The sequence below is a fragment of the Hyalangium ruber genome (assembly GCF_034259325.1).
Classification (GTDB): domain Bacteria; phylum Myxococcota; class Myxococcia; order Myxococcales; family Myxococcaceae; genus Hyalangium_A; species Hyalangium_A rubrum.
The window spans coordinates 298,244-322,196 of record NZ_JAXIVS010000012.1; the positions used below are offsets into that span (position 1 = coordinate 298,244).

The window sequence follows — 23,953 nt, forward strand, 5'->3', positions numbered from 1 at the left end:
CTCCGCCGCGCTGCTCAGTCCAGCCCCACCTGGGCCATGAAGTCCACGCTCTTGAGGCGCCGGCCAAGGTGGTGCGAGATGAAGACATTGAGGATGCCGCGCGCGCGGGCCCGCAGCTCGGGCGGCAGCGGAGTGCGCTGGCCCTCCTGCAACGCGCGCAGGCCCGACAGCAGCTCCGGAGGCACCGCCACCGAGTCCCGGGCCCGACCGCTGCACGGCTCACACACAGCGCCGCCGTGGGCCTGATCGAAGCGCGGCCGTTCTCCCGGCGCCCCGCCACACAGCGCGCACGCATCGAAGCGAGGCATGAGGCCCGCGAGGGCCAGCGCGTTCAGCTCGAAAGCGAGCAGCGAGGTAGGGCCTGCCTCCTTGGCATCCAGGCGGGCAAGGTACTGCTCCAGCAGGACGAACAGCTCCGGGTGGGGCTCATGCTCGCGAGTCAGCTCGCGGCACAACTCCACGGCGTACAGGGCCCGAGCGATGAGGGAGAGGTCCTGCCGGGCCGTGTAGTAGCCAGCCTGGATGTCGGTGGAGTCCAGCCGCACGGTGCTGCCGCGCGTCTCGACGAGCTGCACCCGCAGGCGCATGAACGGCTCCAGCGCGCCGGCGAAGCGCCGCTTGCTCTTGCGTGCCCCCGCGGCGAACGCGGTGAGCTTGCCGTGCTCGCGCGTGAGGAGCGTCACCAGCCGGTCCGCCTCCCCATAGTCCAGGGTGGAGAGCACCAGCGCGTCGTCGTCGAACCGCTCCATGGTCTCTTTCAACCCGCGAAGGGGCGCGGAAGCTTCCCGGTCACGACCAGAAACGCGTACACCCCCAGCGCGGTGACGAGCAGCATCACCGTCAGGCCCACCCACGCGCGCTTGCGCCGCTCCTTCTCGAGTGCGGCGGGGCTCGGAGACGGGGTGGCCCGGTCCACCTCCTCGTAGCGCAGCACGGCCTCCTCGGGAGCCAGCCCGATGACGTGCGCGTACGCGCGGACATAGTTCACCACGAAGATCCGGGCCGGCAGCCGCTCCACCTGCCCCTCCTCCAGCGCCACGATGAGGCTGGGGGGGATCTTCGTCGCGCGGGAGATGTCGTCGCGCGACATGCCCCGGAGCTCACGCTGCTGGACGAGGTACTTGCCGAAATCGACGTAGTCCACGGCCGCTCCGGAACTACAGGTGCTCGCGCAGGCGGCGGCACTCGTCCTTCAGTACGGGCTGGGTCGCCTTGGTCTCGCACGTGGTGAAGTGCTCGCGCGCGGCGTCCACCTGGCCCGTCTTGGCCAGGCACACGGCCTCGTGCATGTGGGCATCCGCCACGTCCGGGCACGCCTCGCGGTAGCGGGTGAACTGGCGGCACGCCTCCTCGGTGTTGCCCGTCTGGTCGTGGATGAGGCCCAGGTTCTTGTACCCGAGGCAGAAGCCGGGATTGAGCGTCACCGCGGCGCGGATGTTCTCCAGCGCCTTCGCCGTGTCGCCCTTCTTGTAGTAGGCCCACCCCATGTTGCCCTGCGCGATGAACGGCGTGGGGTAGAGCATGTCGTTGAGCGCCTGCTCGTAGAGCTTGATGGCCTCGTCATACCGCCCCTGGGCCAGGTGGACGTTGGCCAGGTTCGTCCGAGCCTCGGAGAAGTTCGGCCGCAGCTCGAGCGCCTTCTCGTAGTGCTCGATGGCCTCCACCGGCCGCCGGAAGGACTCGTGCAGCACGAGCCCCAGCGCGTTGCGCGCATCGGCGTTCTCGGGGTCCAGCGTGACCGCCTTCTGGTACTCGCTCAGGGCCTCCTGGATGTTTCCGGCCTGCTGCGCCTGGATGCCCAGGTTGTAGTGGATATCGGCGCTCTGCCGCTCCTTCTCCGTGGGGATGTGCTTGCAGCCGGAGAGGAGGAGCGCGAGCGCGAGGGGCCAGGCGAAGGAGACGCGGAGCATGGAGGAACTCGGTGGGAGAAGATTCAGAAGGCGGCGAGGAAGCGGCCCAGGGTGGTGGCCGCGTTGCGCTTCTCCTCGACGCGCTTCTGCACGGCGGGCACCTGCCGGGGGTCACGGAAGAAGACGGGCAGGGTCTTCAGCAGCTCTTCCTGCGTGGGCTGCGCCAGCGCGCGCCAGTTCGAGTTGTCCATCATGAAGCCCATGGACTCGACGAAGGCGAGCGCCTCGCCCTCCTCCGCCAGATACTCCTCGAAGCTCGTGTTGCGCTTGCCGGACACGTACACCGCACAGTCGGCGGCCTCGGACAGGTACAGGTAGATGAAGGTCGCGAAGCCCGTCGAGCCCCGAAGCCCGAGGATGAAGGCCTGCGCGGGCCCGGCCGGCTTGCCGGGGATGAACAGGTGCGGCGAGTTCAGCGACGTGTGGAGCGCGATGACCTGTTCGCGGCTCGCGGGCAACCCGCGATATCTTTCATCGATATTGAACAAGGTGCCGACCGCCTCCTCGGGCGCTACCGCGTGGTGAGCGTGAACTCCTCGGACACATCCTGCGTGTCCGCGGCCGTGCGCTGGAAGCGGATGATCGGGTTGTCGATCATCACGTTGTTCCCACCCACGTTGCCCTCACCGATGATGACCTTGAAGTAGTGCTGAGGCGAATAACTCTTCTGCTCTCCGGCCACCACCTTTCGGGCGCTCATCAGCACGGCGTTCTTGCCCGGCTGCAGGTAGCGGGTGACCTCGGTGACGACCTGCCCCTCGCTATTCTTGAGTTTCCGGACCCACTGGGAATTGATGTAGACGTCGATGTCATACCCGGCCATGCCCGGGGACGGCTGCTCGGTCACCAGCCAGTAGCGCCGGGTCAGGCGCGCGGGCTCATCGGGAGCGGGCGCAGGCGCCGGAGCCACCGGAGCCGGCGCGGCGGCCGGAGCTTGGGCCGGCGCGGCGGGAGCAGCGGCGGGCGGAGGCGGTGCCGGAGCAACGGGCACGGGGGTGGCCGGAGCCGCGGGCGTGGGCGGCGCGGTCATCACGCGAACCGCGTAGCCAGGAGCATCGATGTAGACATCGCCCTTGTCGTCGATGCGGACGGTGGCCTTCTCGAACTTCTGGTTGGTGACCCCGTCGATGCGGACGCCGTTGAGGTACACGGATCCTGCGAAGGCCGAGGCGGGCGCCATCAAGGCCGCGAGGGAGACGAGAGCGGCGGTCAAGATCGAGCGGTGCATGCGCTTCACTCCTGGGAAATCCTCAACGGTCCCAGGAACTTGCAGCCCCATTAGCGCACCCTGCGGGACCGGACAAGGCGCGCGTACACGAATGTGAACGCGCACGCGGCAGGGACATTCACGTTTTGTTCAGGGCTGGGAGGGCTCTCCGTTGCCTTCCCTTTGGGCGAGGGCCCAGTCTCCGCCCAGCCCCTCCCCTTCGCGGAACCGCCGGAAGTCCCTCCGGACGAGCCTCGGGTAGCGCCGGAAGGCCTCCAACTCGCCCTCCTTGATGGCCTTGCGGATGCGGGTGGGGCCGGCGTTGTAGGCCATGAGGGCGAACTCCAGGTCGCCTCCAAAACGCTCCTGGAGCGTGCGCAGGTACCGGATGCCCAGCCGGACGCAGAGGGCGGGATCCGCCGCCACCTCCTCCCGGGACAGGCGCAGGCCCTGCTTCTCGGCCAGGAAGTGGAGCGTACTGGGCTTGATCTGCATCAGCCCCCGGGCGCCCTTCACGGAGACCGCCTCCTCCGCGAAGTCCGACTCCACATCGATGATGGCCAGGATCAGCAGCGGGTCATACCCGGTGCTGCGGGCCTCCTCGGCGATGGCCTGGCCGAGCTGGCGACGCAGGGTGAGACCGAGATCGGGCGCCCGCTTGGCGAGCACCGCGTCGATGAGGGCCGCGTCGTGCGAGGTAGGCTCCGCGAGGGCGACCTGCGGCACTACGGGGGTGGGCGCCGGTGCGCTCACCACGGGGACGATGCGTGCCGACAACACGAGCGCCATGCCCGCGATCAGCGGCAGCTTCGCGCACCCGGAACTCACGCTGTGGAGCCGGGCCAGCCACTTGCTGCCCGAGGCTCCCACAGGGGGGACCGTCACTTCTTCTGCCCCAGCGCTTCGATGCGCTCGGCCAACCGCCCCAAGCGCGCCTCGAAGTCCTGGAGTTCCTCCCGCTTGGGGACCTTCAGCCGGGCCACGGCGCCGCGAACCGCCTCCTCCACGCCGCGCTCCAGTTCCTTACGGTGCCCCACCAGCCGCTCGGTGAACTCCCGCGCCTGGCGCTTCACTTCTTCCTGGCTCCAACCGGCGGCGGAGGCCACGCGCTGGAGGGTGCGCTGTACCTCTTCCTCCGCGGTGGTCACGGCCCCCAGGGCCTGACTCCATACCCGCTCGAAAGTTTCAGCGACGGGGTGCTTCTCTCGGGGGGCCTCTGGCTTGTCCATTCGGTCACTCCGGGAGTGTGCCCAGGCCTGAAAAGCCCGGGACTAGGGAAAAGATGGGCTGGAAGTAAGCACACCCCGGGGTCGAAGGGAACGGCAGTGTCCTCCCTACCCTTCCCTCCGTTGACCCACGCAAGACTCAGTGCGTCACGAAGCCGACACTCGGGAGCCCCGGGAGGTGACCTTCTTCACCGAGGCAGGCAGGAGCTGGTCGAGCTTCTTGGACAGGCGGGACAGCTCGCGGTTGAGCTCCTTCACCTGCGCCTGGCTGGCCACGCCCACCGCCTCGACGGCCTTCGTCTGCAGCCCATCCAGGCGCTTGCGCAGGTCGGTGCTCACCTGCGTCGCCTTGCGGCCGAACTCCTTCACCTTCGGGTTCTCCAGCAGCGCGTCGGAGTTGATCTGGCCCAGGAGCTTCTCCACCTCCCGTGCCTGGCCCTTGCTCCGGGCCTTCAGCGTCCGGAACACCTTGCCGGCCTCCTGCTCCAGGTCCCCGAAGCGCTTCTGCGCGCCCTCGAGCTGCTGCTTCACGAAAGACTCCAGGTTCCGCGACTTGCCGTTGGCTGCCATATGCGTCCTCCCCGTTTGCGCTGCGTTTGACGTAACGCGTCACAGATAACGCGGCGCATCATCAACGTCAACCGGGGGACACCCCCGAAGTGTCCAAAAGACAACCGCCGCCCCAGCGAGGTGCCAGGGCGGCGGCGGAACTTCAGGCGCTCAGGCCGAGCGGACGCTTAGGCGGCGTCCGTGGTCTGGCTGCCACCGGAGCGCGGCGAGGACTGCATGGGCGCCGAGTCGCCGTGGGTGGCGGCCAGGGCGGCCTCCATCTCGTTGACCTCGTCGGTGGGGCTCTCCACCTCGATGTCGAGGTGGCGGTAGTTGGGCAGACCCGTACCGGCGGGGATGAGGCGGCCCATGATGACGTTCTCCTTGAGGCCGCGCAGGTAGTCCACCTTGCCGTTGATGGCGGCCTCGGTGAGCACCTTGGTGGTCTCCTGGAAGGAGGACGCCGAGATGAACGACTCGGTGGAGAGCGAGGCCTTGGTGATGCCGAGCAGCAGCGGCTCGCCCACGGCCGGGCGCTTGCCCTCGGCCATGACCTTCTCGTTCTCCTCCTCGAACACCCACTTCTCGACCTGCTCGTCGACCAGGAAGTTGGTGTCGCCCACCTCGGTGACGCGCACCCGGCGCAGCATCTGCCGGACGATCGTCTCGATGTGCTTGTCGTTGATCTTCACGCCCTGGAGTCGGTAGACCTCCTGCACCTCGTCCACCAGGTAGCGAGCGAGCTCCTTCTCGCCGAGCACCTTGAGGATGTCGTGCGGGTTGGCGGCGCCGTCCATGAGCGCCTCACCGGCCTTCACGCGGTCACCCGAGTGGACGCTGATGTTCTTGCCCTTGGAGATCAGGTACTCCTTGGCCAGGTCGGTGCGCGCCTCATTGTTCACCTCGGGGGTGATGATGAGCTTGCGCTTGCCCTTGGTGTCCTTGCCGAACGACACCACGCCGTCGATCTCGGCGATGGCCGCCGCGTCCTTCGGCTTGCGGGCCTCGAAGAGCTCGGCCACGCGGGGCAGACCGCCCGTGATGTCCTTGGTCTTCGTGGTCTCGCGGGGCACCTTGGCGATGACCTCGCCCGGGTGGATCTCGTCACCATCGTTGACGGTGATGATCGAGCCCTGGGGCAGGAAGTAGCTCGCCGGGTTCCTGGAGCTGGGCAGATCCTTCACGTTGCCCTGCGCATCACGGATGGTGATGCGCGGACGGGCCTCGGGATCCTTCGACTCGATGACCGTCTTACGGCTGAGGCCGGTCACCTCGTCGAGGGCCTCGCTCATCGTGACGCCTTCGATGATGTCCTCGTAGCGCACGACACCGCCCACCTCGGTGAGCAGCGGGATGGCGAACGGATCCCACTCGGCCAGGAGGGTGGCCGCCTCGATGCGCTGGCCCTCCTTGACGAGGATGCGGGCGCCGTAGATGACCTGGTAGCGCTCGCGCTCGCGGCCGCTGTCGTCGACGACAACGAGCTCACCGTTGCGGTTCATCGCCACCAGGGTGCCATCCGTCTTCTGCACCGTGATGAGGCCGGAGAACTTCACCGTACCGGCATACCGGTTCTCGAGGCTGGACTGCTCCGCGCGCCGCGTCGCCGCACCACCGATGTGGAAGGTGCGCATCGTGAGCTGAGTACCCGGCTCGCCGATGGACTGCGCCGCGATGACGCCCACGGCCTCGCCGATGGACACCTTGCGGCCACGGGCCAGATCACGGCCGTAGCACTCCACGCAGATGCCGCGCTTGGCCTGGCAGGTGAGCACCGAGCGGATCTTCACCTTGTCCAGACCGCTGTTCTCGATGCGGCGGACGCGGTCCTCGTCGATCTCCTCGTTGGCGCGCACCAGCACCTCGCCCGTGACGGGATCGAGGATGTCGTCCAGGGCCACGCGGCCGAGGATGCGCTCACCGAGCGGCTCGATGATCTCGCCGCCCTCCACCAGGGCGCCGATGAAGAGACCGTCCATGGTGCCGCAGTCGTACTCGTTGATGATGGCGTCCTGCGCCACGTCCACGAGACGGCGGGTGAGGTAACCGGAGTTGGCCGTCTTGAGCGCCGTGTCCGCCAGACCCTTACGAGCGCCGTGCGTCGAGATGAAGTACTGGAGCACCGAGAGGCCTTCACGGAAGTTGGCCGTGATGGGCGTCTCGATGATTTCACCCGAGGGCTTGGCCATGAGGCCACGCATACCGGCCAGCTGACGAATCTGCTGGGCGGAGCCGCGGGCGCCGGAGTCGGCCATGATGTAGATGGGGTTGAAGGAGGGCTGCTTGCGCGTCTCGCGCTTGCCGTCCTTGCCCTCACCCGAGGCCTCTTCCTGCGAGATCTGCTGCATCATCTCGCCGGCGACCTTCTCGGTGATCTCCGCCCAGATATCGATGACCTTGTTGTAGCGCTCACCGTCGGTGATGAGGCCCTCGAGGTACTGGTTCTCGATCTCGGCGACCTCCTTGCGCGCGAAGTCCAGGAACTCCTGCTTCTTGGCAGGAATGACCATGTCCTTGAGCGCGATGGAGATGCCGGCGCGGGTCGCGTTGGTGTAGCCGAGGCTGCGGATGCGGTCGGCCAGCAGCACCGTCTCCTTCTCGCCGGTGAGGCGGTAGCAGAGATCGATCAGCGAGCCGAGCGACTTCTTGTCGAGCACCTTGTTGATGGCGTCGAAGCCGACCTTGCGCGGGACGATGTCCCACAGCAGGACGCGGCCCACCGTGGTCTCCTTGCGCTTGCCGTCGATGCGGCAGACGACCTTCGCCTGCAGATGCACCTCGTGGTGGTCGTACGCGGCGCGCACCTCCTCGGGAGAGGCGAACACGCGGCCTTCGCCGTGGGCGAACTCTCGGGCGCGCGTCATGTAGTAGATGCCGAGCACCATGTCCTGCGTGGGGACGATGATGGGCTTGCCGTGCGCGGGGCTGAGGATGTTGTTGGTGGACATCATCAGCACGCGCGCCTCCATCTGAGCCTCGATGGACAGGGGCACGTGAACGGCCATCTGGTCGCCGTCGAAGTCCGCGTTGAAGGCGGCGCACACCAGCGGGTGCAGCTGGATGGCCTTGCCCTCGATGAGGACGGGCTCGAAGGCCTGCATGCCGAGGCGGTGCAGCGTGGGGGCGCGGTTGAGGAGCACCGGGTGCTCGCGGATCACGTCCTCGAGGATGTCCCACACCTCGGGACGCTCCTTCTCCACCATCTTCTTGGCGCTCTTGATGGTGGTGACGTAGCCCTTCTCTTCGAGCTTGTTGTAGATGAACGGCTTGAAGAGCTCGAGCGCCATGATCTTCGGCAGGCCGCACTGGTGGAGCTTGAGCTCCGGGCCCACGACGATCACGGAACGACCCGAGTAGTCCACGCGCTTGCCGAGCAGGTTCTGGCGGAACCGGCCCTGCTTGCCCTTGAGCATGTCGGACAGCGACTTCAGCGGCCGCTTGTTGGGGCCGGTGATGGTCTTGCCGCGGCGGCCGTTGTCGAACAGCGCGTCGACAGCCTCCTGGAGCATGCGCTTCTCGTTGCGGATGATGATGTCCGGAGCGTTGAGCTCCTGCAGCCGCTTGAGACGGTTGTTGCGGTTGATGACGCGGCGGTACAGGTCGTTCAGGTCGGACGTGGCGAAGCGACCACCATCCAGCGGAACCAGCGGGCGCAGGTCGGGCGGGATGACGGGGATGACGTCCAGCATCATCCACTCGGGCTTGTTGCCCGAGGAGCGGAAGGCCTCGGCGACCTTCAGGCGCTTGGCGTACTTCTTCCGCTTGGCCTCGCTGTTGGTCTCGCGCATGTCACGGCGCAGGTCCTCCGAGAGCTTCTCCACCTCGATGGACTTGAGCAGCTCGCGGACGGCCTCGCCGCCCATGCCGGCGGTGAACGAGTCCTCACCGTGCTCCTGGAAGAGCCGGTGCATCTTCTCCTCCGAGATGAGCTCGCCCTTCATCAGCGGCGTCGCCTTCGGATCGAGGACGATGTAGCTCTCGCAGTAGAGGACCTTCTCCAGCTCCTTCAGGGTGATGTCGAGCAGGTTACCGATTCGGCTCGGCAGCGACTTGAGGAACCAGATGTGGGCCACGGGCGTGGCCAGGGTGATGTGGCCCAGGCGCTCACGGCGCACCTTGGACTGAATCACCTCCACGCCGCACTTCTCGCACACCACGCCACGGTGCTTCATGCGCTTGTACTTGCCGCAGTTGCACTCGTAGTCCTTCACCGGCCCGAAGATGCGGGCGCAGAACAGGCCGTCCCGCTCCGGCTTGAAGGTGCGGTAGTTGATGGTCTCCGGCTTCTTCACCTCACCGTGGGACCACTGACGGATCTTGTCCGGCGACGCCAACGCGATGCGGATGGCGTTGAACGACAGCGGGTCCTTGGGCTTCTCGAAGAAGTTGAAAATGTCCTTCACGTTGCCTCCGAAATCTCTCTGAGCGCCGAAGCGCCCTTCCGTTGCGGGACTGCGCCGCCGCTCGGCTCAGGCTGCCCGCCCCTCTTGGGAGCGAGCAGCCGGCTGGGCGGCGCCTGAGTTACTCCGCGTATCGCCTACGCCTCGGTCCCCGTCTTGCGATCCTCGCCGTCACCGCCACCGAAGTCCCCGCCGAACGAGCGCTGACGCTCGGGCGGCGCGCTCTCCAGCAGCTCCACGTCCAGGGCCAGCGACTGGAGCTCCTTGAGAAGCACGTTGAAGGACTCGGGCAGACCGGACTCCAGGACGTTGTCGCCCTTGACGATCGCCTCGTACATGCGCGTGCGGCCCACCACGTCGTCCGACTTGACCGTGAGGAACTCCTGCAGCGTGTACGCGGCGCCGTAGGCCTCCATCGCCCAGACTTCCATCTCTCCCAGACGCTGACCGCCGAACTGGGCCTTGCCGCCCAGGGGCTGCTGCGTGACCAGGGAGTAGGGCCCGATGGACCGCGCGTGGATCTTCTCGTCCACCAGGTGGTGCAGCTTCAGGATGTACATGACGCCCACGGTGACGTTCTGGTCGAACGGCTCACCGGTGCGGCCATCGAAGAGCACCATCTGGCCGGTGCGAGGCAGCCGCGCCTCGTCGAAGAGCGAGTGGATCTCCGTCTCGCGCGCGCCGTCGAACACCGGCGTGGCGACATGGATGCCCTTCTTCAGCCGCTGGCAGAGGATCTTCACCTCGTCGTCGGGCAGCGTGTCCACGAAGTCGCCGAAGGCCTTGTCGTCGTAGACGACCTTCAGCTGCTTCTTGAGGTTCTCGCCCGAGTAGTTCTCGTCGATGTAGCGCTGCAGCTGCTCGCCCACGCCCTTGGCGGCCCAGCCCAGGTGCGTCTCGAGGATCTGCCCGATGTTCATGCGGCTGGGAACGCCGAGCGGGTTGAGGACGATGTCCACCGGACGGCCATCCTCCAGGTACGGCAGGTCCTCCTCGGGGAGGATGCGGGACACCACACCCTTGTTGCCGTGGCGACCGGCCATCTTGTCACCCACGGCCAGCTTGCGCTTGATGGCGACGTACACCTTCACCATCTTGATGACGCCCGGCGGGAGCTCATCGCCCTTCTTGATGCGAGCGATCTTCTCGCCGAAGGCCAGCTTCACGGCCTCCTTGGTCTCCTCGAGGTTCTTGAGGATGTCGCGGATGCGGCCGTCGAGCGGGTCACCGACGGAGATCTCCGACCAGTACTTGTACGGGATGGTCGCGAGCAGCTCGTCGTTGAGGATGTCCCCCTTCTTCAGGAGGATCTTGCCCTTGTCGTCCACGAGCTTGCCCTGGGCCTCCTTGGTCCGGAGCAGCGCGCGGATGCGGTTGAAGGCGCTGTCCTGGAGGACCTTGATCTCGTCGTTCTGGTCCTTGAGGAGCTTGGCCTCCTCGGCCGACTCGATCTGCTTGGCGCGCTCGTCCTTCTCCACGCCCTTGCGGCTGAACACCTTGGCGTTGATGACGGTGCCGACCACGCCGGGGGGCACGCGCAGGGAGCTGTCGCGAACATCGCCGGCCTTCTCACCGAAGATGGCGCGCAGCAGCTTCTCCTCGGGAGAGAGCTGGGTCTCGCCCTTCGGAGTGATCTTGCCGACCAGCACGTCGCCGGGCTTCACCTCGGCACCGATGCGGATGATGCCGCTCTCGTCGAGGTCCTTGAGGGCCTCCTCACCCACGTTCGGGATGTCGCGGGTGATCTCCTCCTTGCCCAGCTTGGTGTCGCGCGCGATGCACTCGAACTCCTCGATGTGGATGGACGTGAAGATGTCCTCCTTGAGGATGCGCTCGCTGATGAGGATGGAGTCCTCGAAGTTGTAACCCTGCCAGGGCATGAACGCGACGACCACGTTCTGGCCCAGCGCCAGCTCGCCCGTCTCGGTCGCGGGACCGTCGGCGATCACGTCACCCTTCTTCACCCGGTCGCCCTTGCGAACGATGGGCTTCTGGTTGAGGCACGTGTTCTGGTTGGAGCGCTGGTACTTGAGCAGGTTGTAGATGTCGACCTCGGACGACACGTCGCTCAGGGCCGCGGGCGTCTCCGCCTTGACCACGATGCGGCTGGCGTCCACGGACTCCACGATGCCATCGCGACGGGCCACGCAGGTAACGCCGGAGTCGCGGGCCACGATGGCCTCGATACCGGTGCCCACGAGCGGAGCCGCGGTGCGCAGCAGCGGCACGGCCTGACGCTGCATGTTCGAGCCCATGAGGGCGCGGTTGGCGTCGTCGTTCTCAAGGAACGGGATGAGCGAGGCGGCCACCGACACGAGCTGGTTCGGCGACACGTCCATCAGGTCCACGTCCTCGGCCTTCGCCTGGACGAACTCACCACCGCGGCGAGAGGACACGAGGGCGTTGATGAACTTGCCCTTCTTGTCCGTCTCCGCGTTGGCCTGACCGATGGTGTGCTTCTCCTCCTCGAGGGCCGAGTAGAACGCCACGTCGGCGGTCACCGAGCCAGCCTCCACCTTACGGTACGGAGTCTCGACGAAGCCGAACTCGTTGACGCGGGCGTAGGTGGACAGCGACGCGATGAGGCCGATGTTCGGGCCTTCCGGCGTCTCGATGGGGCAGATGCGGCCGTAGTGCGTCGGATGCACGTCGCGCACTTCGAAGCCCGCGCGCTCGCGGGTGAGGCCGCCGGGCCCAAGGGCGGACAGGCGACGCTTGTGGGTCACCTCGGACAGAGGGTTCGTCTGGTCCATGAACTGCGACAGCTGGCTGGACCCGAAGAACTCCTTGATCACCGCCGTGACAGGCTTGGCGTTGATCAGGTCGTGCGGCATGAGCGTCTCGATCTCCTGGAGGCTCATGCGCTCCTTGATCGCGCGCTCCATGCGGACCAGACCGATGCGGTACTGGTTCTCGAGCAGCTCGCCCACCGCGCGCACGCGCCGGTTGCCGAGGTGGTCGATGTCGTCGATCGTCCCCTTGCCGTTCTTGAGGTCCACCAGGTAGCGGATGACCTCGAGGATGTCGCGCTTGGTGAGGATCTGCCCGTCGAGAGGCTCCTCGAGGCTGAACTTGAAGTTCAGCTTGAGGCGGCCGACCTTGGACAGGTCGTAGCGCTCGGGGTTGAAGAACAGGTTGCTGAACAGGTTGGTGGCCGTCTCCGGCGTCGGGGGATCACCCGGGCGCAGACGACGGTAGATCTCCATGATCGCCTGCTCAGGGGTCTCGATCTTGTCCATCATCAGCGTCTCACGCAGGTACGGACCCACGTTGAGGTTGTCGATGAACAGGACCTTGAACTCCTTGATGTTGCGCTTGAGGAGATCGTCCACCTTGTCCTGGCTGACCTCCTCATTGCACTCGAGGATGACCTCGCCGGTGTTCTCGTCCACCACGTCGTAGGCGGACACCTTGGTGAAGAGCTCGTCCGCGTCGATGGGCAGCGTCTTCATCTTCGCCGCCTCGAGCTTCTTGATGGCGGCGCGGGTGAACTTGCGGTTCTTCTTGACGATCAGCTCGCCCGTCTTGGTCTTGATGTCGCGCGTGGCGCGCTGACCGGGCAGCAGCTCCAGCTCCACCGACTTCTCGAAGTCAGTGCTGCTGGTGAGATAGATGGTCTCGGTGGCGTAGTAGTAGTTGAGGATCTCCTCGGTGGAGCCCCCGAACGTCAGCGGGTTCTTCTTGGCGGTGTCCTGCACGGCGCCCAGGGCGCGGATGAGCACCGTGGCCGGCAGCTTGCGGCGCCGGTCGATGCGCACGTACAGCACGTCCTTGTGGTCGAACTCGAAGTCGATCCACGAGCCGCGGTACGGGATGATGCGAGCGTTGTAGAGCAGCTTGCCCGACGAGTGGCTCTTGCCCTTGTCGTGGTCGAAGAAGGCGCCAGGGCTGCGGTGCAGCTGGCTCACCACCACGCGCTCCGTACCGTTGATGATGAAGGTGCCGTTCTGGGTCATCAGCGGGATTTCGCCGAAGTAGACCTCCTGCTCCTTCACGTCGCGGATGGACTGGGCGCCGGTCTCCTCGTCCTTGTCCCACACGACCAGGCGGACGACGACCTTGATGGGCGCCGAGTAGGTCATGCCACGCTGGTGGCACTCATCCACGTCGTACTTGGGCTTCTCCAGGTGGTAGCTGACGAACTCCAGCGAGGACGTCTCGTTGAAGTCGCGGATCGGAAACACCGACTTGAAGACACCCTGAAGGCCGATGTCCTCGCGCTTCTCCGGGGCGATGTCGGCCTGGAGGAACTTCTCGTAGGACTGCTTCTGGATGTTGATAAGATTGGGAATGTCGATGATCTTCGCGATCTTGGCGAAGGTCTTCCGCACGCGGAAGTTGTTCTGGATCTGCGTCGGCATTCGTTCTCCGGAGACGGGGCTGCTCGGGCGGGGCAAACTTCAGTAACGCGCGGCGGCGTCGAGAAATTTGGAATCGTCAAATGGGCAAAGCCGGCGTCCCCTCTCAGGGAGCGCCGGCCTGCTCATCCGGTCAGGTAGCGCCTGGAATTTCTCGGTACCAGGCGCTGCCTGAGGGAACTACTTGACCTCGACGGTGGCGCCAGCCGCGGTGAGCTGGTCCTTGATCTTCTTGGCGTCGTCCTTGTTGACGCCTTCCTTGACCGTCTTGGGAGCGCCCTCGACCAGGTCCTTGGCCTCCTTCAGGCCCAGGCCGGTGATGGCGCGGATCTCCTTGATGACGTTGATCTTGTTCGCGCCGGCGTTGGCCAGAACGATCGTGAACTCCGTCTTCTCCTCGACAGGAGCGGCGGCGGCGCCACCAGCGGCCGGGCCAGCGGCGACGGCGACGGCAGCGGCGGAAACGCCCCACTTCTTCTCAAGCTCCTTCACCAGGTTCGCCGCCTCCATGACGGTGAGCTGGGAGAGCTGGTCAATCAGCGCGTTGATGTCTGCAGCCATTTTGAAATCTTCCTTCTTGGTTCATCTAACCGGCCATGGCCCCTGAGGGGAGAAAAGGCCGGAGGTTGACAGTGGTAATGCTTCTCGATTCGTTTACTTGGACTCGCCCTTGTCGACGTTCGCCTGGAGGACCCGCGCCAGCTGCGCACCGGGAGCCGCCAGCGTCCGGACGAACATGCCGGCCGGCTGGGTCAACATCCCCAGCAGCTGAGCACGCAGTTCCGGCAGACCCGGCATCTTCGCCAGAGCCTTCACGCCCTCGACATCGACCTTCCGGCCCTGAACGACCGCGCTCCGGATCTTGATCGTCTCCAAGTCCTTGATGAACTCGGTGAGGATCTTCGCCGGGGCCGCGACGTCTTCGTAGCTGATGGCCAACGCCACCGGGCCCGTGAAATCGCCGGAGATAACCTCCACCGACGTTCCCTTGGCCGCCCGCTTGGCGAGGGTGTTCTTGATGACCTTGTACTCGACCTTGCCCTCGCGGAACTTCCGGCGAAGCTTGGTCACGGTCTCCACGTCCAACTTGGAAAACTCAGCGACGATCGCGGTCTGAGCCCGCTGGAACTTTTCGCTGAGTTCCTTGATCATTTCTTCCTTCTCGCTCTTCTGCACCTTGACTCACCTCCTTACGAGGCCCACCGTGTGGCGGGCTTGATGCCTGGGCCAAGTGGCAGAGCGAGAGGAGCCTTCGAGAGGCACCACACCGCACCTCCAAGTCTCGGCAGGGCTGACCTCGCGGTCGTTTGAACCGAGGAGGACACCGCGCTCCCGACCGGTTGCCCGGTTGCCAACGGGTGACGCGCCGCCTTCTCGGTCCCTGCTGTCATGGACCAGGGTTGGGAACCCCGTCTAACGACGTGGCGCCCGAATTGCAAAAGCCGGGGGCCTATACCCCCGGCTTCAGCAAAGATCCAGTCTTTTCGACCGACAGAATGTTCGGCCGCTGACAGACGGGCCCAAAAAGCCCACCCATGAGCGGCCGCCTGCCTGGCTAGCGGTGCCGGGCGAGGATCTCGGTGGTGTCGATCTTGATGCCGGGCCCCATGGTGGTGGAGACGGCGACGCCCTTCAGGTAGACGCCCTTGGCGGTGGCCGGCTTGAGCTTCATGATGAGGTCCACCAGGGTGTTGAAGTTGGCCTCAAGCTTGTCGGCCGTGAAGGAGGACTTGCCCATCTTCACGTGGACGATGCCGGCCTTTTCGGCGCGGAAGTCAACCTTACCGCCCTTGGCATCAGAGATGGCCTTCTTCACGTCCATGGTGACCGTGCCCACCTTGGGGTTGGGCATGAGGCCACGGGGACCGAGCACCTTACCGAGGCGACCGACCACGCCCATCATGTCCGGGGTGGCGATGACGGTGTCGAAATCGAGGAAACCACCCTCGATGCGCTTGGCGAGATCATCCCCGCCCACCACGTCCGCGCCAGCACCCTCGGCCTCGGTGGCCTTCTCGCCCTTGGCGAACACGGCGACGCGCACAATGGCGCCGGTGCCGTGCGGGAGCACCACGGCGCCACGGACCATCTGGTCCGCGTGCTTCGGGTCCACGCCCAGGTTGATGGCGACGTCGACGGTCTGGTCGAACTTGGTTGCGCGCGCATCCACCGTCTTCTTCAGGAGCTGGAAGCCCTCGGCGATGGTGTAGCGCTTGTTGCGATCCACGAGCGCGGAGGCCGCGGCGAACTTCTTGGCAATCTTCGGCATGACAGAAATCCTTTTCGAAGGGGGCGGCGGCTTAGCCGACGACGTCGATACCCATGGAACGCGCAGTGCCGGCGATGGTGTTCATCGCCGCCTCGAGCGAGGCCGCAGTGGTGTCCTGGATCTTCTTCTTGGCGATCTCCTCGAGCTGCTTGCGGGTGATCTGCCCCACCTTCTCCTTGCCCGGCTTCTTGGCGCCCGAGCCCTTCTTCTTCTCGGTGTGCAGGCCGGCCGCCTTCTTGATGAGGATGGCCGCCGGAGGCGTCTTGAGGATGAACGTGAAGGAGCGGTCCTGGTACACGGTGATGATGACCGGGATGATGAGGCCTTCCTTGGCCTCCGCCTGCGTCTTCGCGTTGAACTGCTTGCAGAACTCCATGATGTTCACGCCCTGCTGACCGAGCGCGGGGCCGATCGGCGGAGCGGGGTTCGCCTTACCGGCGGGAATCTGCAGTTTGACCTGTCCTGTGACCTTCTTCATCGGCTGACGGCTGCCTTTCGAGGAGGTGGTCCAAGCGGGCCGTTGACGACGGCCCTCCCACCTGGGGTTCCGCGGCTACTCACCGCGGAAGGGGGTTAGCCGGTGGTCTTCTCCACCTGCATGAAATCGAGTTCCACGGGAGTGGCACGTCCGAAGATGCTCACGAGCACCTTCACGCGGCCTTTCTCCGGGTTGACCTCTTCCACCGTGCCGTTGAAGTTCGCGAAGGGCCCGTCGATGACGCGGACGGTATCGCCCTCCTCGAACTGCACCTTGGGCTTCGGCTTGAGGGTACCCTCGGAGATCTGCGAGGTCAGCCGAGCCACCTCGGCATCCGAGATGGGGGTGGGCTGCTGGTTCTGCGCGGCGCCCGGGAAACCGGTGATCTTCGGGGTGTTCTTCACCAGGTGCCAGGTACGATCGTTGAGCTCCATCTGGACGAAGATGTAGCCCGGGAAGAACTTACGCTTGGACGTCTTCTTCTCGCCCTTCACCATCTCGACGACCTGCTCCATCGGGATGAGGATCTCCCCGAACTGGTCCTGCAGGCCCTCGAGGCGGATCTTCTCTTCCAGGCTCTTCTTCGCCTGGTTCTCGAAGTTCGAGTAGGTGTGGACGACGTACCATTTCATCGCCATTACAGCTTCCCCCACACAGCAGGCAGCCACTCCACCATCAGGTTGTAGGCGATGGTATCGATGAAAAAGAGGATGACCGCCGCCACGACCGAGGCGATGACCACGGCCACGGTCGACGTCCGGGTCTCCGGCCAGGAGGGCCAGGTCACCTTCATCAGCTCGCTGGCGATGTCGATGGCCAGGGCGTGGCTCTTGGGGTGGAACCAGGTGGCGATGGCCAACCCCACGGTCAGCACGTAGCCCACCAGGGAAGAGACCCGCCAGCTAGAGCCCTCGATGAGGACCGGGTCGCTCCAGCCGAAGCGAGCCCAGATCAACCCAAGGACGTGCTCGAAGAAGAGCGCGGTGACGATGCCCGCCAGGAGCAGAAAGATGACTACCAGCCGCTTCGGGTCCATCGCCGAGCGGTTCGCCTGCTGGCTGGCCTCAGATGCGGTCGCCATGATGCCTCACGAGGTATTGCGGAAAAGGCAGGGACCCCCGGTACCTTTGGGCACCGGGGGCCCCGCTCTCGATGAACTGGCAGGCCAGGAGGGATTCGAACCCCCAACACGCGGTTTTGGAGACCGCTGCTCTACCGTTGGAGCTACTGGCCTAGAAACCTACGACTAGACCTTACCTTCCTTATGGTCCGTGTGCTTGCGGCACCGAGGACAGAACTTGCTCAGCTCGAGCTTGTCCTGGCTCTTCCGCTTGTTCTTCGTCGTCGTGTAGTTCCGCTCCTTGCACGTGGTGCACTCGAGCGAGATGATGCTGCGATTACCCTTCGGCATGACCTGAACTCTTCATACGGCAAGAGGGGAAGGTCGTCTCTCGACCCTCCCCCCGGCACCTGGGTGCCTGTGTGGAACCCTGAAAACCGCCTGACTAGGCGATGACCTCGGCAACGACGCCGGCGCCCACCGTGCGACCACCCTCACGGATAGCGAAGCGCAGCTCCTTCTCCATGGCCACCGGAGTAATGAGCTCCACCTCGATGGCGATGTTGTCGCCCGGCATCACCATCTCCACGTTCTCCGGCAGCTTCACCGTGCCCGTCACGTCCGTGGTGCGGAAGTAGAACTGGGGACGGTAGCCCTTGAAGAACGGCGTGTGACGGCCTCCCTCTTCCTTCGTCAGCACGTACACCTGCGCCTTGAACTTGGTGTGCGGCATGATGCTGCCCGGCTTGGCCAGCACCTGCCCGCGCTCCAGGTCCTCACGCTTCAGACCGCGCAGCAGCGCCCCGATGTTGTCTCCCGCCATGCCCTCGTCCAGCAGCTTGCGGAACATTTCCACACCGGTGATGACCGTCTTCTGCGTCGGGCGGATACCGACAATTTCAACTTCCTCGCCCACCTTGATCTTGCCGCGCTCCACGCGGCCAGTGGCCACGGTGCCACGGCCGGCGATGGAGAACACGTCCTCCACCGGCATCAGGAAGGGCTTGTCGGTGGCGCGCTGCGGGGTGGGGATGTAGCTGTCCACCGCCTCCATCAGCTTGAGGATGGCTCCCTCGCCAATCTCGCCGGCGTCACCCTCCAGCGCCTTGAGCGCGCTGCCGGGGATGATGGGGATCTGGTCGCCCGGGAAGTCGTACTTCTTGAGCAGGTCGCGAACCTCCATCTCCACCAGCTCGCGCAGCTCCGGGTCGTCCAGCATGTCCACCTTGTTCAGGAAGACGACGATGTAGGGCACGCCCACCTGCCGCGCCAGCAGGATGTGCTCGCGCGTCTGGGGCATCGGGCCGTCAGCCGCGGACACCACCAGGATGGCGCCGTCCATCTGCGCCGCGCCCGTGATCATGTTCTTCACGTAGTCGGCGTGGCCCGGGCAGTCGACGTGGGCGTAGTGGCGGTTCTTGGTCTGGTACTCCACGTGGGCCGTGGAGATGGTGATGCCGCGCTCACGCTCCTCGGGGGCCTTGTCGATCTGGTCATAGGCCAGGAACGTGGCGCCGCCCGTCTTGGCCAGCACCTTGGTGATGGCGGCGGTCAGCGACGTCTTGCCGTGGTCCACGTGTCCAATCGTACCGATGTTCACGTGGGGCTTGTTTCGCTCGAACTTCTCCTTAGCCATGACACTCCTCTAGAGAGAAATGGAGCCCTGAACCAGGATTGAACTGGTGACCTCATCCTTACCAAGGATGCGCTCTGCCAACTGAGCTATCAGGGCTTGGAACTGCACAACAACGGGTTGGAGCGGGAAATGGGACTCGAACCCACGACATTCAGCTTGGAAGGCTGACGCTCTACCAACTGAGCTATTCCCGCGTTGACCGATGGAGGGAGATGGATTCGAACCATCGAAGGCGTAGAGCCGGCAGATTTACAGTCTGCTCCCTTTGGCCGCTTGGGTATCCCTCCGTAAGCTTTCCTCTAACCACGACTGCCTACTTCTTACTGCCCCGCTACTTCTTTTCTTCCGTCCGGGCCCTCATCCGCGGCCCCGTCCCTTGGCCGGCGGCGGGACTTGAACCCGCGACCTACTGATTACAAATCAGTTGCTCTACCGACTGAGCTACACCGGCGTTACTCCGGCTGCCCCACCCTACCCCTACCACCCCTCCGGTCACCGTCGGCCACCCGGTTTCCGGCGTCGAAAGGCGGGCCCTTTTAGAGACCCTGACCGCCTAAAGTCAAGGAGATTGATCCCTTGAGCGGCCACCCGACGACAATCCCCCGCCCCGTTGGCGGGCAACCTCGTATAGCAGAATCGCCGCCGAAACGGACGCATTCAGAGAACCGACCTGACCCGTCATGGGAATCCGCAGGCGGAAGTCGCAGTGCTTGAGCACCCCTTCTCGAACCCCTGCTCCCTCGGCACCCACCACGAGCGCCAGCGGACCGTCCAGGCGAGCCTTCCACATGGGCTCATTCCCTTCGGGGTCCGCTGCGGCCGTCCACAGGCCTGCTTCCTTGAGTTCTTCCAGGGCGCGCGAGATGTTCACCACCCGGACGATCGGACAGTGCTCCACCGCCCCCGCCGAGGCCTTGGCTACCACCCCGGTCACCTGGACCGCCCGGTCCTTGCCGATGACGACGCCGTGGGCGCCCAGCGCATGCGCCGAACGGATGATGGCTCCAAAGTTGTGCGGGTCCTGGATGCCGTCCAGCACCACCAGCAGGGGCGGCCTCCCGCTCGCCTGGGCCGCTTCAAGGACGTCGGGCAGTTCGGCGTATCGGAAGCCCCGAAGCTCCGCCACTACTCCCTGATGCACCCCGCCGTCCGCGAGTGTCGCCAAGCGCTCGCGCACCACCCGCTCCACCCGAATGCCCGCATCCCGGGCCCGACTGAGGATCTCCGCCGCTGCTCGAGAGCCGAGCTGCCCTTCGGTGATGTAGAGGCGCTCCACCTCGTCCGAGCGTGCCCGCAGAGCCTCCAGCACGGGGTTCACTCCGTAGACGTAGCGCTGCTCTCGCTCGCGCGGCTCGCTGCTCCGGGGCGGACGGTCACGCATAGGGCCTACTGGACCTCGACTGGAACGGAGACGGTCTTCTGCTGGCGGGCGCAGATCTTCTCCGTGCAGATGAAGAAGGTGAGCTTCGCGTCCACCGTCCCCTGGCCAGCGGCCTCCGCCGTGAAGGGCACCTCGAAGCGCGGATCCACGAACGCCTGCCCCTCGGCCTTCTTCGCCACCGAGTCCGTCCGGGTCAGATCCGCCTTGGCCGGCGCCAGCTGTGTGCCCTTCACCTGCAGCTTCAGCGGGGCCTCGTCCGACACGTGCGCGCCGCCCTTGCTCTTGATGGCGAGCACGAAGACGCCCTTCTCTCCCGCCTTCACCTTCGTGGAGCTACCCTCGGTGCTGACCTCATAGAGCGAAGCGGGATCCACCTCGTCCCCGGCGCGAGCCTGGGTACAAGCGACGGCCACCCACAGGGCAGCGATGGGACCAAGACGACGCAAGTGCAGCATGGGACGTTCTCCTCGTTGACCGGGCAAGCGTATAGCCACCCTTCCGACGCGCTGGGAGACTTTTCTCTTCATCTCCCTCCAGACGACACCTTCCGGGAAGCTCGCCCTGGGACCTTGCGACGGGTCGAGCCCGGCTCACGCTCGGTTGTCCCAACGGCCCCTTCAACCCCCTCGGCAGGCGGCTGATCGATTCGAGGCGCGCCGTTCACCAGCGCCTCCGCCCGCTCGATGAGCGGCGTGGCGAGATCCATCCCCGTGGCGGCCTCCATGTCTGGCAGGGCCGGAGAGCTGTTCACCTCGAAGACCTTGGGCTTCCCCTTCACGTCCAGCATGTCCACCGCCGCGACCTCGAGCCCCACCAGCCGCGCCGTCCGCTCCGCTACCCCACGCCAGGCCTCCGTCAGCTCGGCAGCCTCCAGCCTCGCGCCCTGCGTCAGCGTGTGAGACAGCCGCCCCACCCTCGGCCGGCGCCAGACCGCCGCCACCGCACGCCCTCCTACCACCAGCACCCGCACGTCCTTGCCGGTGTGCTTCACGTACTGCTGCACCACGAGGTTGTGCCCCAGCCCCAGCACGGCCTCCAGCGCCGCCTCCAGCGACTGGAGGCTCTCGCACACCATCACCCCGTGCTTCTCCTGCCCCTGCAGGAGCTTCACCAGCACCGGCACCCCGCCCACCAGCCCCACCATCGCCTTGAGGTCCGCCGCCTCGCGCGCCATCACCGTGGCCGGAATATCGATGCCTTGGGCCGACAGCAGTTGCAGCGAGCGCATCTTGTTGCGCGACTGCGCGATGGCCTGCGCCGTGTTCATCAGCGGCACGCCGCGGATGCCGAACTGGTTCACCACCGCCAGCCCATAGCTGTTGATGGACTGGGCGATGCGCGGGATCACCACGTCACACGGCGGCAGCTTCTTGCGCTTGTAGTAAAGGTTCGCGCTGCGCCCATCCAGGTGCATCTCCACCCGGCCCGGGTTCAGCACGCGCACCTGGTGCCCCCGCTCTCGCCCAGCCTCGACCAGACGCCGAGTGGACGGAATGGAAGCGGAGCGCGAGAGGATCGTGATCTTCATGGGCGGAGGCGGCGTTACCCCTCTTAGTCGCCGCCCCGCCCCGGGTAAAGCCACTCCAGACTACTTGCGCTGCACCGCCCGGGCCTCGACCTTGATCGGGTTGGCGTCGGTCGACGCCCGGATGCGCTCGCACGTAGAGCCCTGGAACAGGACACCCTCGTCCGTCAGCGTCCAGGTATCCGAGCCCCCAGGCGTGGGCACATCGTTCACATAGACGACAATCAGGCTGTCGTCCGTGGGACGCTGGGCCGGCGCCAGCTCCAGCAGGCAGATGTTCCGGTTACCCACCAGGTTGATGATGGCATCCAGCGCCTGGGACAGCTCCGCCTGGTTCGCCGCCTGGTAGAAGGCGCGGCCACACAGCTTCGTGACCGGATCACACGTGTCCCCCGCGCCACAGGCGTTCGGGTTCTCGTCGGTACACTTGCGCGCGAAGCCACCCGCCTGTGCCATGGCGTTGAGCGTCTCAGGACCCGCACCCGAGGCCGTCTCGGCACCGAAGCCGATCACGATGGTCTGGATGCCCTTCTTCCCAAGCTCGGTGACCGCCGTCACCGAGGCATCCTTGTCGAGGCACCCCAGCTGCGTGTAGTCGCCCTGGCACCGGTTGATGGTGCAGCGGCAGGCGGCGACATCACCGCCTCCGTTGGGGTTGCTCGGGTTGCAGTTGGGCAGACCGTCGGTCAACAGGAGCACGAAGTCCTGGCGCTCCGTGGTCTGCAGTGTCCCGACGCCTCCCACGAAGTTGAGGCTCAAGCTCGTCGGCGTACCGCCCGACGGCTGGTTCGGTCCCGAGTTGGGAATGCCCTGGATCACCGCCTGGATCTGATCCGCCGCGCTCTGCAAGGACGCCGTATCCGCGTCATCCACCTGCGGGACGGAGATACGGACCTCGCTCGAGGACTCACACCGGAGGCTGTTCGGCTGCGCCGCGCCCGGGTAGGTCGTCAGGCCCAAACGGACCGCCGAGCCGCTGTCGTCGAGGAACCGGGACATCGCCGCCTGCAGCTCGGTCCAACGCGTGGGGCACGTGTTCACCGGGCAGGGCGTGCTGGGCGTGTTGCCGCAGACTCCGCCTCCGCTCGGCAGCTGGCACGCCGCGAGCGACGTGTCCACCGGCAACGTCATGGAGCCCGACGTGTCCAGAAGCACCATCATGTTGGGCTTCTGCGAACGGGCCTTGATCACATCGCCCACGGTCGTCTGAGCGATCGCGAGCGGTTCCACCGGCTCGAAGTCGTACGTCTGGCAGCCAGACGCGATCGCGCCTCCGACGATGCCAACGACGAAGGCGCTCAGAAGGGTCAGCTTGGCGCGCATAGAGTGCGTTCTTCCTCGTGCGGGGACCGGCCCCCGCGCATTCAGGTTGCTTCCAGGCACAACGGTCCCGAGAGCGTAACTTGCCGCTCGGCGCCGAGGCTACAACGTCCCGCGCCTCAAGCATCCCATTTAGGTGTCACTGTCAAGTTGCAGTACGGGAGCAGCGCTCAGAGGGCAAGCGTGCGTGCGCCCGCCGTCATGCGCCACATCGAGGCCAGGCCCATCACCTCGTCCAGAGTGCCTTCCAGCTCCTGTGGGACAAAGCCGCAGATGCGCACCGTGGTGTCGCAGGCGATGAGCTTCGCGCCCAGCGCCCGTGCCTCCTCGAGCATCCGTGCTGGTGTCGGCACCCCGAGCCCCTCGGCTCGCGCGCTCTCGGCCCGCTCCTTCTCACTGTGCGGCAACCCGAAGGTGCCGCGCACCAGCTGGCGCAGCGCATCGAAGGCGAAGACGAAGTACACCTCGTCTCCCATCGCCGCCGCGGTGATGCCCATCGACGCCGCCTGGAACGCGGGCTCATACGTGGCGTGCTGCAGGAAGAAGAAGACGCGTCCGGCCATGGCGGCATGGACCATAACGGCCCGCCCGCGCGCTTCAACTATCCACTTTCAGCGAAAGTCTCCGGGCTCCG

The 23,953-nt window shown here is 65.7% G+C and carries 23 protein-coding genes and 5 tRNA genes; all 28 read right to left on the reverse strand.

Features of this window, described 5'->3' with window-relative positions:
• Positions 1-14: 14 nt before the first annotated feature.
• The 28 genes from recO to SYV04_RS31235 all read right to left on the reverse strand — a co-directional run bounded on the left by recO (position 15) and on the right by SYV04_RS31235 (position 23,882).
• Positions 15-749: a DNA repair protein RecO gene (gene recO, locus SYV04_RS31100; RefSeq protein WP_321549595.1), complete on the reverse strand. Its 735-nt coding sequence runs from the start codon at positions 747-749 to the stop codon at positions 15-17.
• Positions 750-757: 8 nt separating this feature from the next.
• Positions 758-1,144: a helix-turn-helix domain-containing protein gene (locus tag SYV04_RS31105; RefSeq protein ID WP_321549596.1), complete on the reverse strand. Its 387-nt coding sequence runs from the start codon at positions 1,142-1,144 to the stop codon at positions 758-760.
• Positions 1,145-1,157: 13 nt separating this feature from the next.
• A complete protein-coding gene (gene tgl / locus SYV04_RS31110; protein WP_321549597.1) occupies positions 1,158-1,910 on the reverse strand; it encodes a social motility TPR repeat lipoprotein Tgl in 753 nt (250 codons plus the stop codon).
• Positions 1,911-1,933: 23 nt separating this feature from the next.
• Complete coding sequence (locus SYV04_RS31115) at positions 1,934-2,398, reverse strand: social motility and stimulation tgl protein (protein WP_321549598.1); 465 nt, start codon at positions 2,396-2,398, stop codon at positions 1,934-1,936.
• A gap of 23 nt (positions 2,399-2,421) precedes the next feature.
• Positions 2,422-3,138 carry a hypothetical protein gene (locus SYV04_RS31120; RefSeq protein ID WP_321549599.1) on the reverse strand — a complete coding sequence of 239 codons (717 nt, stop codon included), beginning with the start codon at positions 3,136-3,138 and terminating at the stop codon, positions 2,422-2,424.
• 129 nt (positions 3,139-3,267) lie between these two features.
• Positions 3,268-3,906, reverse strand: a complete 639-nt coding sequence (locus tag SYV04_RS31125; protein WP_422723990.1) for a lytic transglycosylase domain-containing protein — start codon at positions 3,904-3,906, stop codon at positions 3,268-3,270.
• A gap of 92 nt (positions 3,907-3,998) precedes the next feature.
• Positions 3,999-4,346 (reverse strand): phasin family protein, encoded by a 348-nt coding sequence (locus SYV04_RS31130; RefSeq protein WP_321549601.1) that lies wholly within the window; start codon positions 4,344-4,346, stop codon positions 3,999-4,001.
• Positions 4,347-4,490: 144 nt separating this feature from the next.
• Positions 4,491-4,913 carry a hypothetical protein gene (locus SYV04_RS31135; protein ID WP_321549602.1) on the reverse strand — a complete coding sequence of 141 codons (423 nt, stop codon included), beginning with the start codon at positions 4,911-4,913 and terminating at the stop codon, positions 4,491-4,493.
• Between the two features lie 167 nt (positions 4,914-5,080).
• The gene (gene rpoC, locus SYV04_RS31140) at positions 5,081-9,295 is read right to left on the reverse strand and encodes a DNA-directed RNA polymerase subunit beta' (RefSeq protein ID WP_321549603.1); all 4,215 of its coding nucleotides are present in this window, start codon (positions 9,293-9,295) and stop codon (positions 5,081-5,083) included.
• Positions 9,296-9,429: 134 nt separating this feature from the next.
• Positions 9,430-13,653, reverse strand: a complete 4,224-nt coding sequence (gene rpoB, locus SYV04_RS31145; RefSeq protein WP_321549604.1) for a DNA-directed RNA polymerase subunit beta — start codon at positions 13,651-13,653, stop codon at positions 9,430-9,432.
• Positions 13,654-13,830: 177 nt separating this feature from the next.
• A complete protein-coding gene (gene rplL / locus SYV04_RS31150) occupies positions 13,831-14,211 on the reverse strand; it encodes a 50S ribosomal protein L7/L12 (protein ID WP_321549605.1) in 381 nt (126 codons plus the stop codon).
• Positions 14,212-14,304: 93 nt separating this feature from the next.
• Positions 14,305-14,826: a 50S ribosomal protein L10 gene (gene rplJ / locus SYV04_RS31155; RefSeq protein WP_321549606.1), complete on the reverse strand. Its 522-nt coding sequence runs from the start codon at positions 14,824-14,826 to the stop codon at positions 14,305-14,307.
• Positions 14,827-15,205: 379 nt separating this feature from the next.
• Positions 15,206-15,919 (reverse strand): 50S ribosomal protein L1, encoded by a 714-nt coding sequence (rplA, locus tag SYV04_RS31160; protein WP_321549607.1) that lies wholly within the window; start codon positions 15,917-15,919, stop codon positions 15,206-15,208.
• A 31-nt stretch (positions 15,920-15,950) separates the two neighbouring features.
• Entirely contained in the window at positions 15,951-16,397 is a 447-nt protein-coding gene (rplK, locus tag SYV04_RS31165; protein WP_224248662.1) for a 50S ribosomal protein L11, read from the reverse strand.
• A 95-nt stretch (positions 16,398-16,492) separates the two neighbouring features.
• A complete protein-coding gene (nusG, locus tag SYV04_RS31170) occupies positions 16,493-17,035 on the reverse strand; it encodes a transcription termination/antitermination protein NusG (protein WP_321549608.1) in 543 nt (180 codons plus the stop codon).
• Positions 17,035-17,478 carry a preprotein translocase subunit SecE gene (gene secE / locus SYV04_RS31175; protein WP_321549609.1) on the reverse strand — a complete coding sequence of 148 codons (444 nt, stop codon included), beginning with the start codon at positions 17,476-17,478 and terminating at the stop codon, positions 17,035-17,037. Before secE ends, nusG begins: the two co-directional genes overlap by 1 nt.
• A 77-nt stretch (positions 17,479-17,555) precedes the next feature.
• Positions 17,556-17,631 (reverse strand) — tRNA-Trp (locus tag SYV04_RS31180).
• 12 nt (positions 17,632-17,643) lie between these two features.
• On the reverse strand, positions 17,644-17,808 hold the full coding sequence (gene rpmG / locus SYV04_RS31185; protein ID WP_002617522.1) for a 50S ribosomal protein L33: 165 nt from the start codon (positions 17,806-17,808) through the stop codon (positions 17,644-17,646).
• A 94-nt stretch (positions 17,809-17,902) separates the two neighbouring features.
• Entirely contained in the window at positions 17,903-19,093 is a 1,191-nt protein-coding gene (gene tuf / locus SYV04_RS31190; RefSeq protein ID WP_321549400.1) for an elongation factor Tu, read from the reverse strand.
• A 20-nt stretch (positions 19,094-19,113) separates the two neighbouring features.
• Positions 19,114-19,189: transfer RNA gene (locus tag SYV04_RS31195), tRNA-Thr, on the reverse strand.
• A 22-nt stretch (positions 19,190-19,211) separates the two neighbouring features.
• Positions 19,212-19,287 (reverse strand) — tRNA-Gly (locus SYV04_RS31200).
• 9 nt (positions 19,288-19,296) lie between these two features.
• Positions 19,297-19,380, reverse strand: a tRNA-Tyr gene (locus SYV04_RS31205).
• A gap of 91 nt (positions 19,381-19,471) precedes the next feature.
• Positions 19,472-19,544 (reverse strand) — tRNA-Thr (locus SYV04_RS31210).
• A gap of 108 nt (positions 19,545-19,652) precedes the next feature.
• Entirely contained in the window at positions 19,653-20,474 is an 822-nt protein-coding gene (gene rlmB / locus SYV04_RS31215; protein ID WP_321549610.1) for a 23S rRNA (guanosine(2251)-2'-O)-methyltransferase RlmB, read from the reverse strand.
• 5 nt (positions 20,475-20,479) lie between these two features.
• A complete protein-coding gene (locus SYV04_RS31220) occupies positions 20,480-20,929 on the reverse strand; it encodes a hypothetical protein (RefSeq protein ID WP_321549611.1) in 450 nt (149 codons plus the stop codon).
• Between the two features lie 68 nt (positions 20,930-20,997).
• Positions 20,998-22,002 (reverse strand): ATP-grasp domain-containing protein, encoded by a 1,005-nt coding sequence (locus SYV04_RS31225; protein ID WP_321549612.1) that lies wholly within the window; start codon positions 22,000-22,002, stop codon positions 20,998-21,000.
• 60 nt (positions 22,003-22,062) lie between these two features.
• Complete coding sequence (gene cglB / locus SYV04_RS31230) at positions 22,063-23,322, reverse strand: adventurous gliding motility lipoprotein CglB (RefSeq protein WP_321549613.1); 1,260 nt, start codon at positions 23,320-23,322, stop codon at positions 22,063-22,065.
• A gap of 167 nt (positions 23,323-23,489) precedes the next feature.
• On the reverse strand, positions 23,490-23,882 hold the full coding sequence (locus tag SYV04_RS31235; protein ID WP_321549614.1) for a DsrE family protein: 393 nt from the start codon (positions 23,880-23,882) through the stop codon (positions 23,490-23,492).
• Positions 23,883-23,953 lie beyond the last annotated feature (71 nt).

What these genes read in the sequence shown, in the direction of transcription:
- recO (WP_321549595.1), bottom strand. Translation starts at nt 749, where the DNA reads ATGGAGCGGTTCGACGACGACGCGCTGGTGCTCTCCACCCTGGACTAT.
- tgl (WP_321549597.1), bottom strand. Translation starts at nt 1,910, where the DNA reads ATGCTCCGCGTCTCCTTCGCCTGGCCCCTCGCGCTCGCGCTCCTCCTC.
- SYV04_RS31120 (WP_321549599.1), bottom strand. Translation starts at nt 3,138, where the DNA reads ATGCACCGCTCGATCTTGACCGCCGCTCTCGTCTCCCTCGCGGCCTTG.
- SYV04_RS31125 (WP_422723990.1), bottom strand. Translation starts at nt 3,906, where the DNA reads ATGGCGCTCGTGTTGTCGGCACGCATCGTCCCCGTGGTGAGCGCACCG.
- SYV04_RS31130 (WP_321549601.1), bottom strand. Translation starts at nt 4,346, where the DNA reads ATGGACAAGCCAGAGGCCCCCCGAGAGAAGCACCCCGTCGCTGAAACT.
- SYV04_RS31135 (WP_321549602.1), bottom strand. Translation starts at nt 4,913, where the DNA reads ATGGCAGCCAACGGCAAGTCGCGGAACCTGGAGTCTTTCGTGAAGCAG.
- rpoB (WP_321549604.1), bottom strand. Translation starts at nt 13,653, where the DNA reads ATGCCGACGCAGATCCAGAACAACTTCCGCGTGCGGAAGACCTTCGCC.
- rplL (WP_321549605.1), bottom strand. Translation starts at nt 14,211, where the DNA reads ATGGCTGCAGACATCAACGCGCTGATTGACCAGCTCTCCCAGCTCACC.
- rplA (WP_321549607.1), bottom strand. Translation starts at nt 15,919, where the DNA reads ATGCCGAAGATTGCCAAGAAGTTCGCCGCGGCCTCCGCGCTCGTGGAT.
- rplK (WP_224248662.1), bottom strand. Translation starts at nt 16,397, where the DNA reads ATGAAGAAGGTCACAGGACAGGTCAAACTGCAGATTCCCGCCGGTAAG.
- nusG (WP_321549608.1), bottom strand. Translation starts at nt 17,035, where the DNA reads ATGGCGATGAAATGGTACGTCGTCCACACCTACTCGAACTTCGAGAAC.
- secE (WP_321549609.1), bottom strand. Translation starts at nt 17,478, where the DNA reads ATGGCGACCGCATCTGAGGCCAGCCAGCAGGCGAACCGCTCGGCGATG.
- rpmG (WP_002617522.1), bottom strand. Translation starts at nt 17,808, where the DNA reads ATGCCGAAGGGTAATCGCAGCATCATCTCGCTCGAGTGCACCACGTGC.
- tuf (WP_321549400.1), bottom strand. Translation starts at nt 19,093, where the DNA reads ATGGCTAAGGAGAAGTTCGAGCGAAACAAGCCCCACGTGAACATCGGT.
- rlmB (WP_321549610.1), bottom strand. Translation starts at nt 20,474, where the DNA reads ATGCGTGACCGTCCGCCCCGGAGCAGCGAGCCGCGCGAGCGAGAGCAG.
- SYV04_RS31220 (WP_321549611.1), bottom strand. Translation starts at nt 20,929, where the DNA reads ATGCTGCACTTGCGTCGTCTTGGTCCCATCGCTGCCCTGTGGGTGGCC.
- SYV04_RS31225 (WP_321549612.1), bottom strand. Translation starts at nt 22,002, where the DNA reads ATGAAGATCACGATCCTCTCGCGCTCCGCTTCCATTCCGTCCACTCGG.
- cglB (WP_321549613.1), bottom strand. Translation starts at nt 23,322, where the DNA reads ATGCGCGCCAAGCTGACCCTTCTGAGCGCCTTCGTCGTTGGCATCGTC.
- SYV04_RS31235 (WP_321549614.1), bottom strand. Translation starts at nt 23,882, where the DNA reads ATGGCCGGACGCGTCTTCTTCTTCCTGCAGCACGCCACGTATGAGCCC.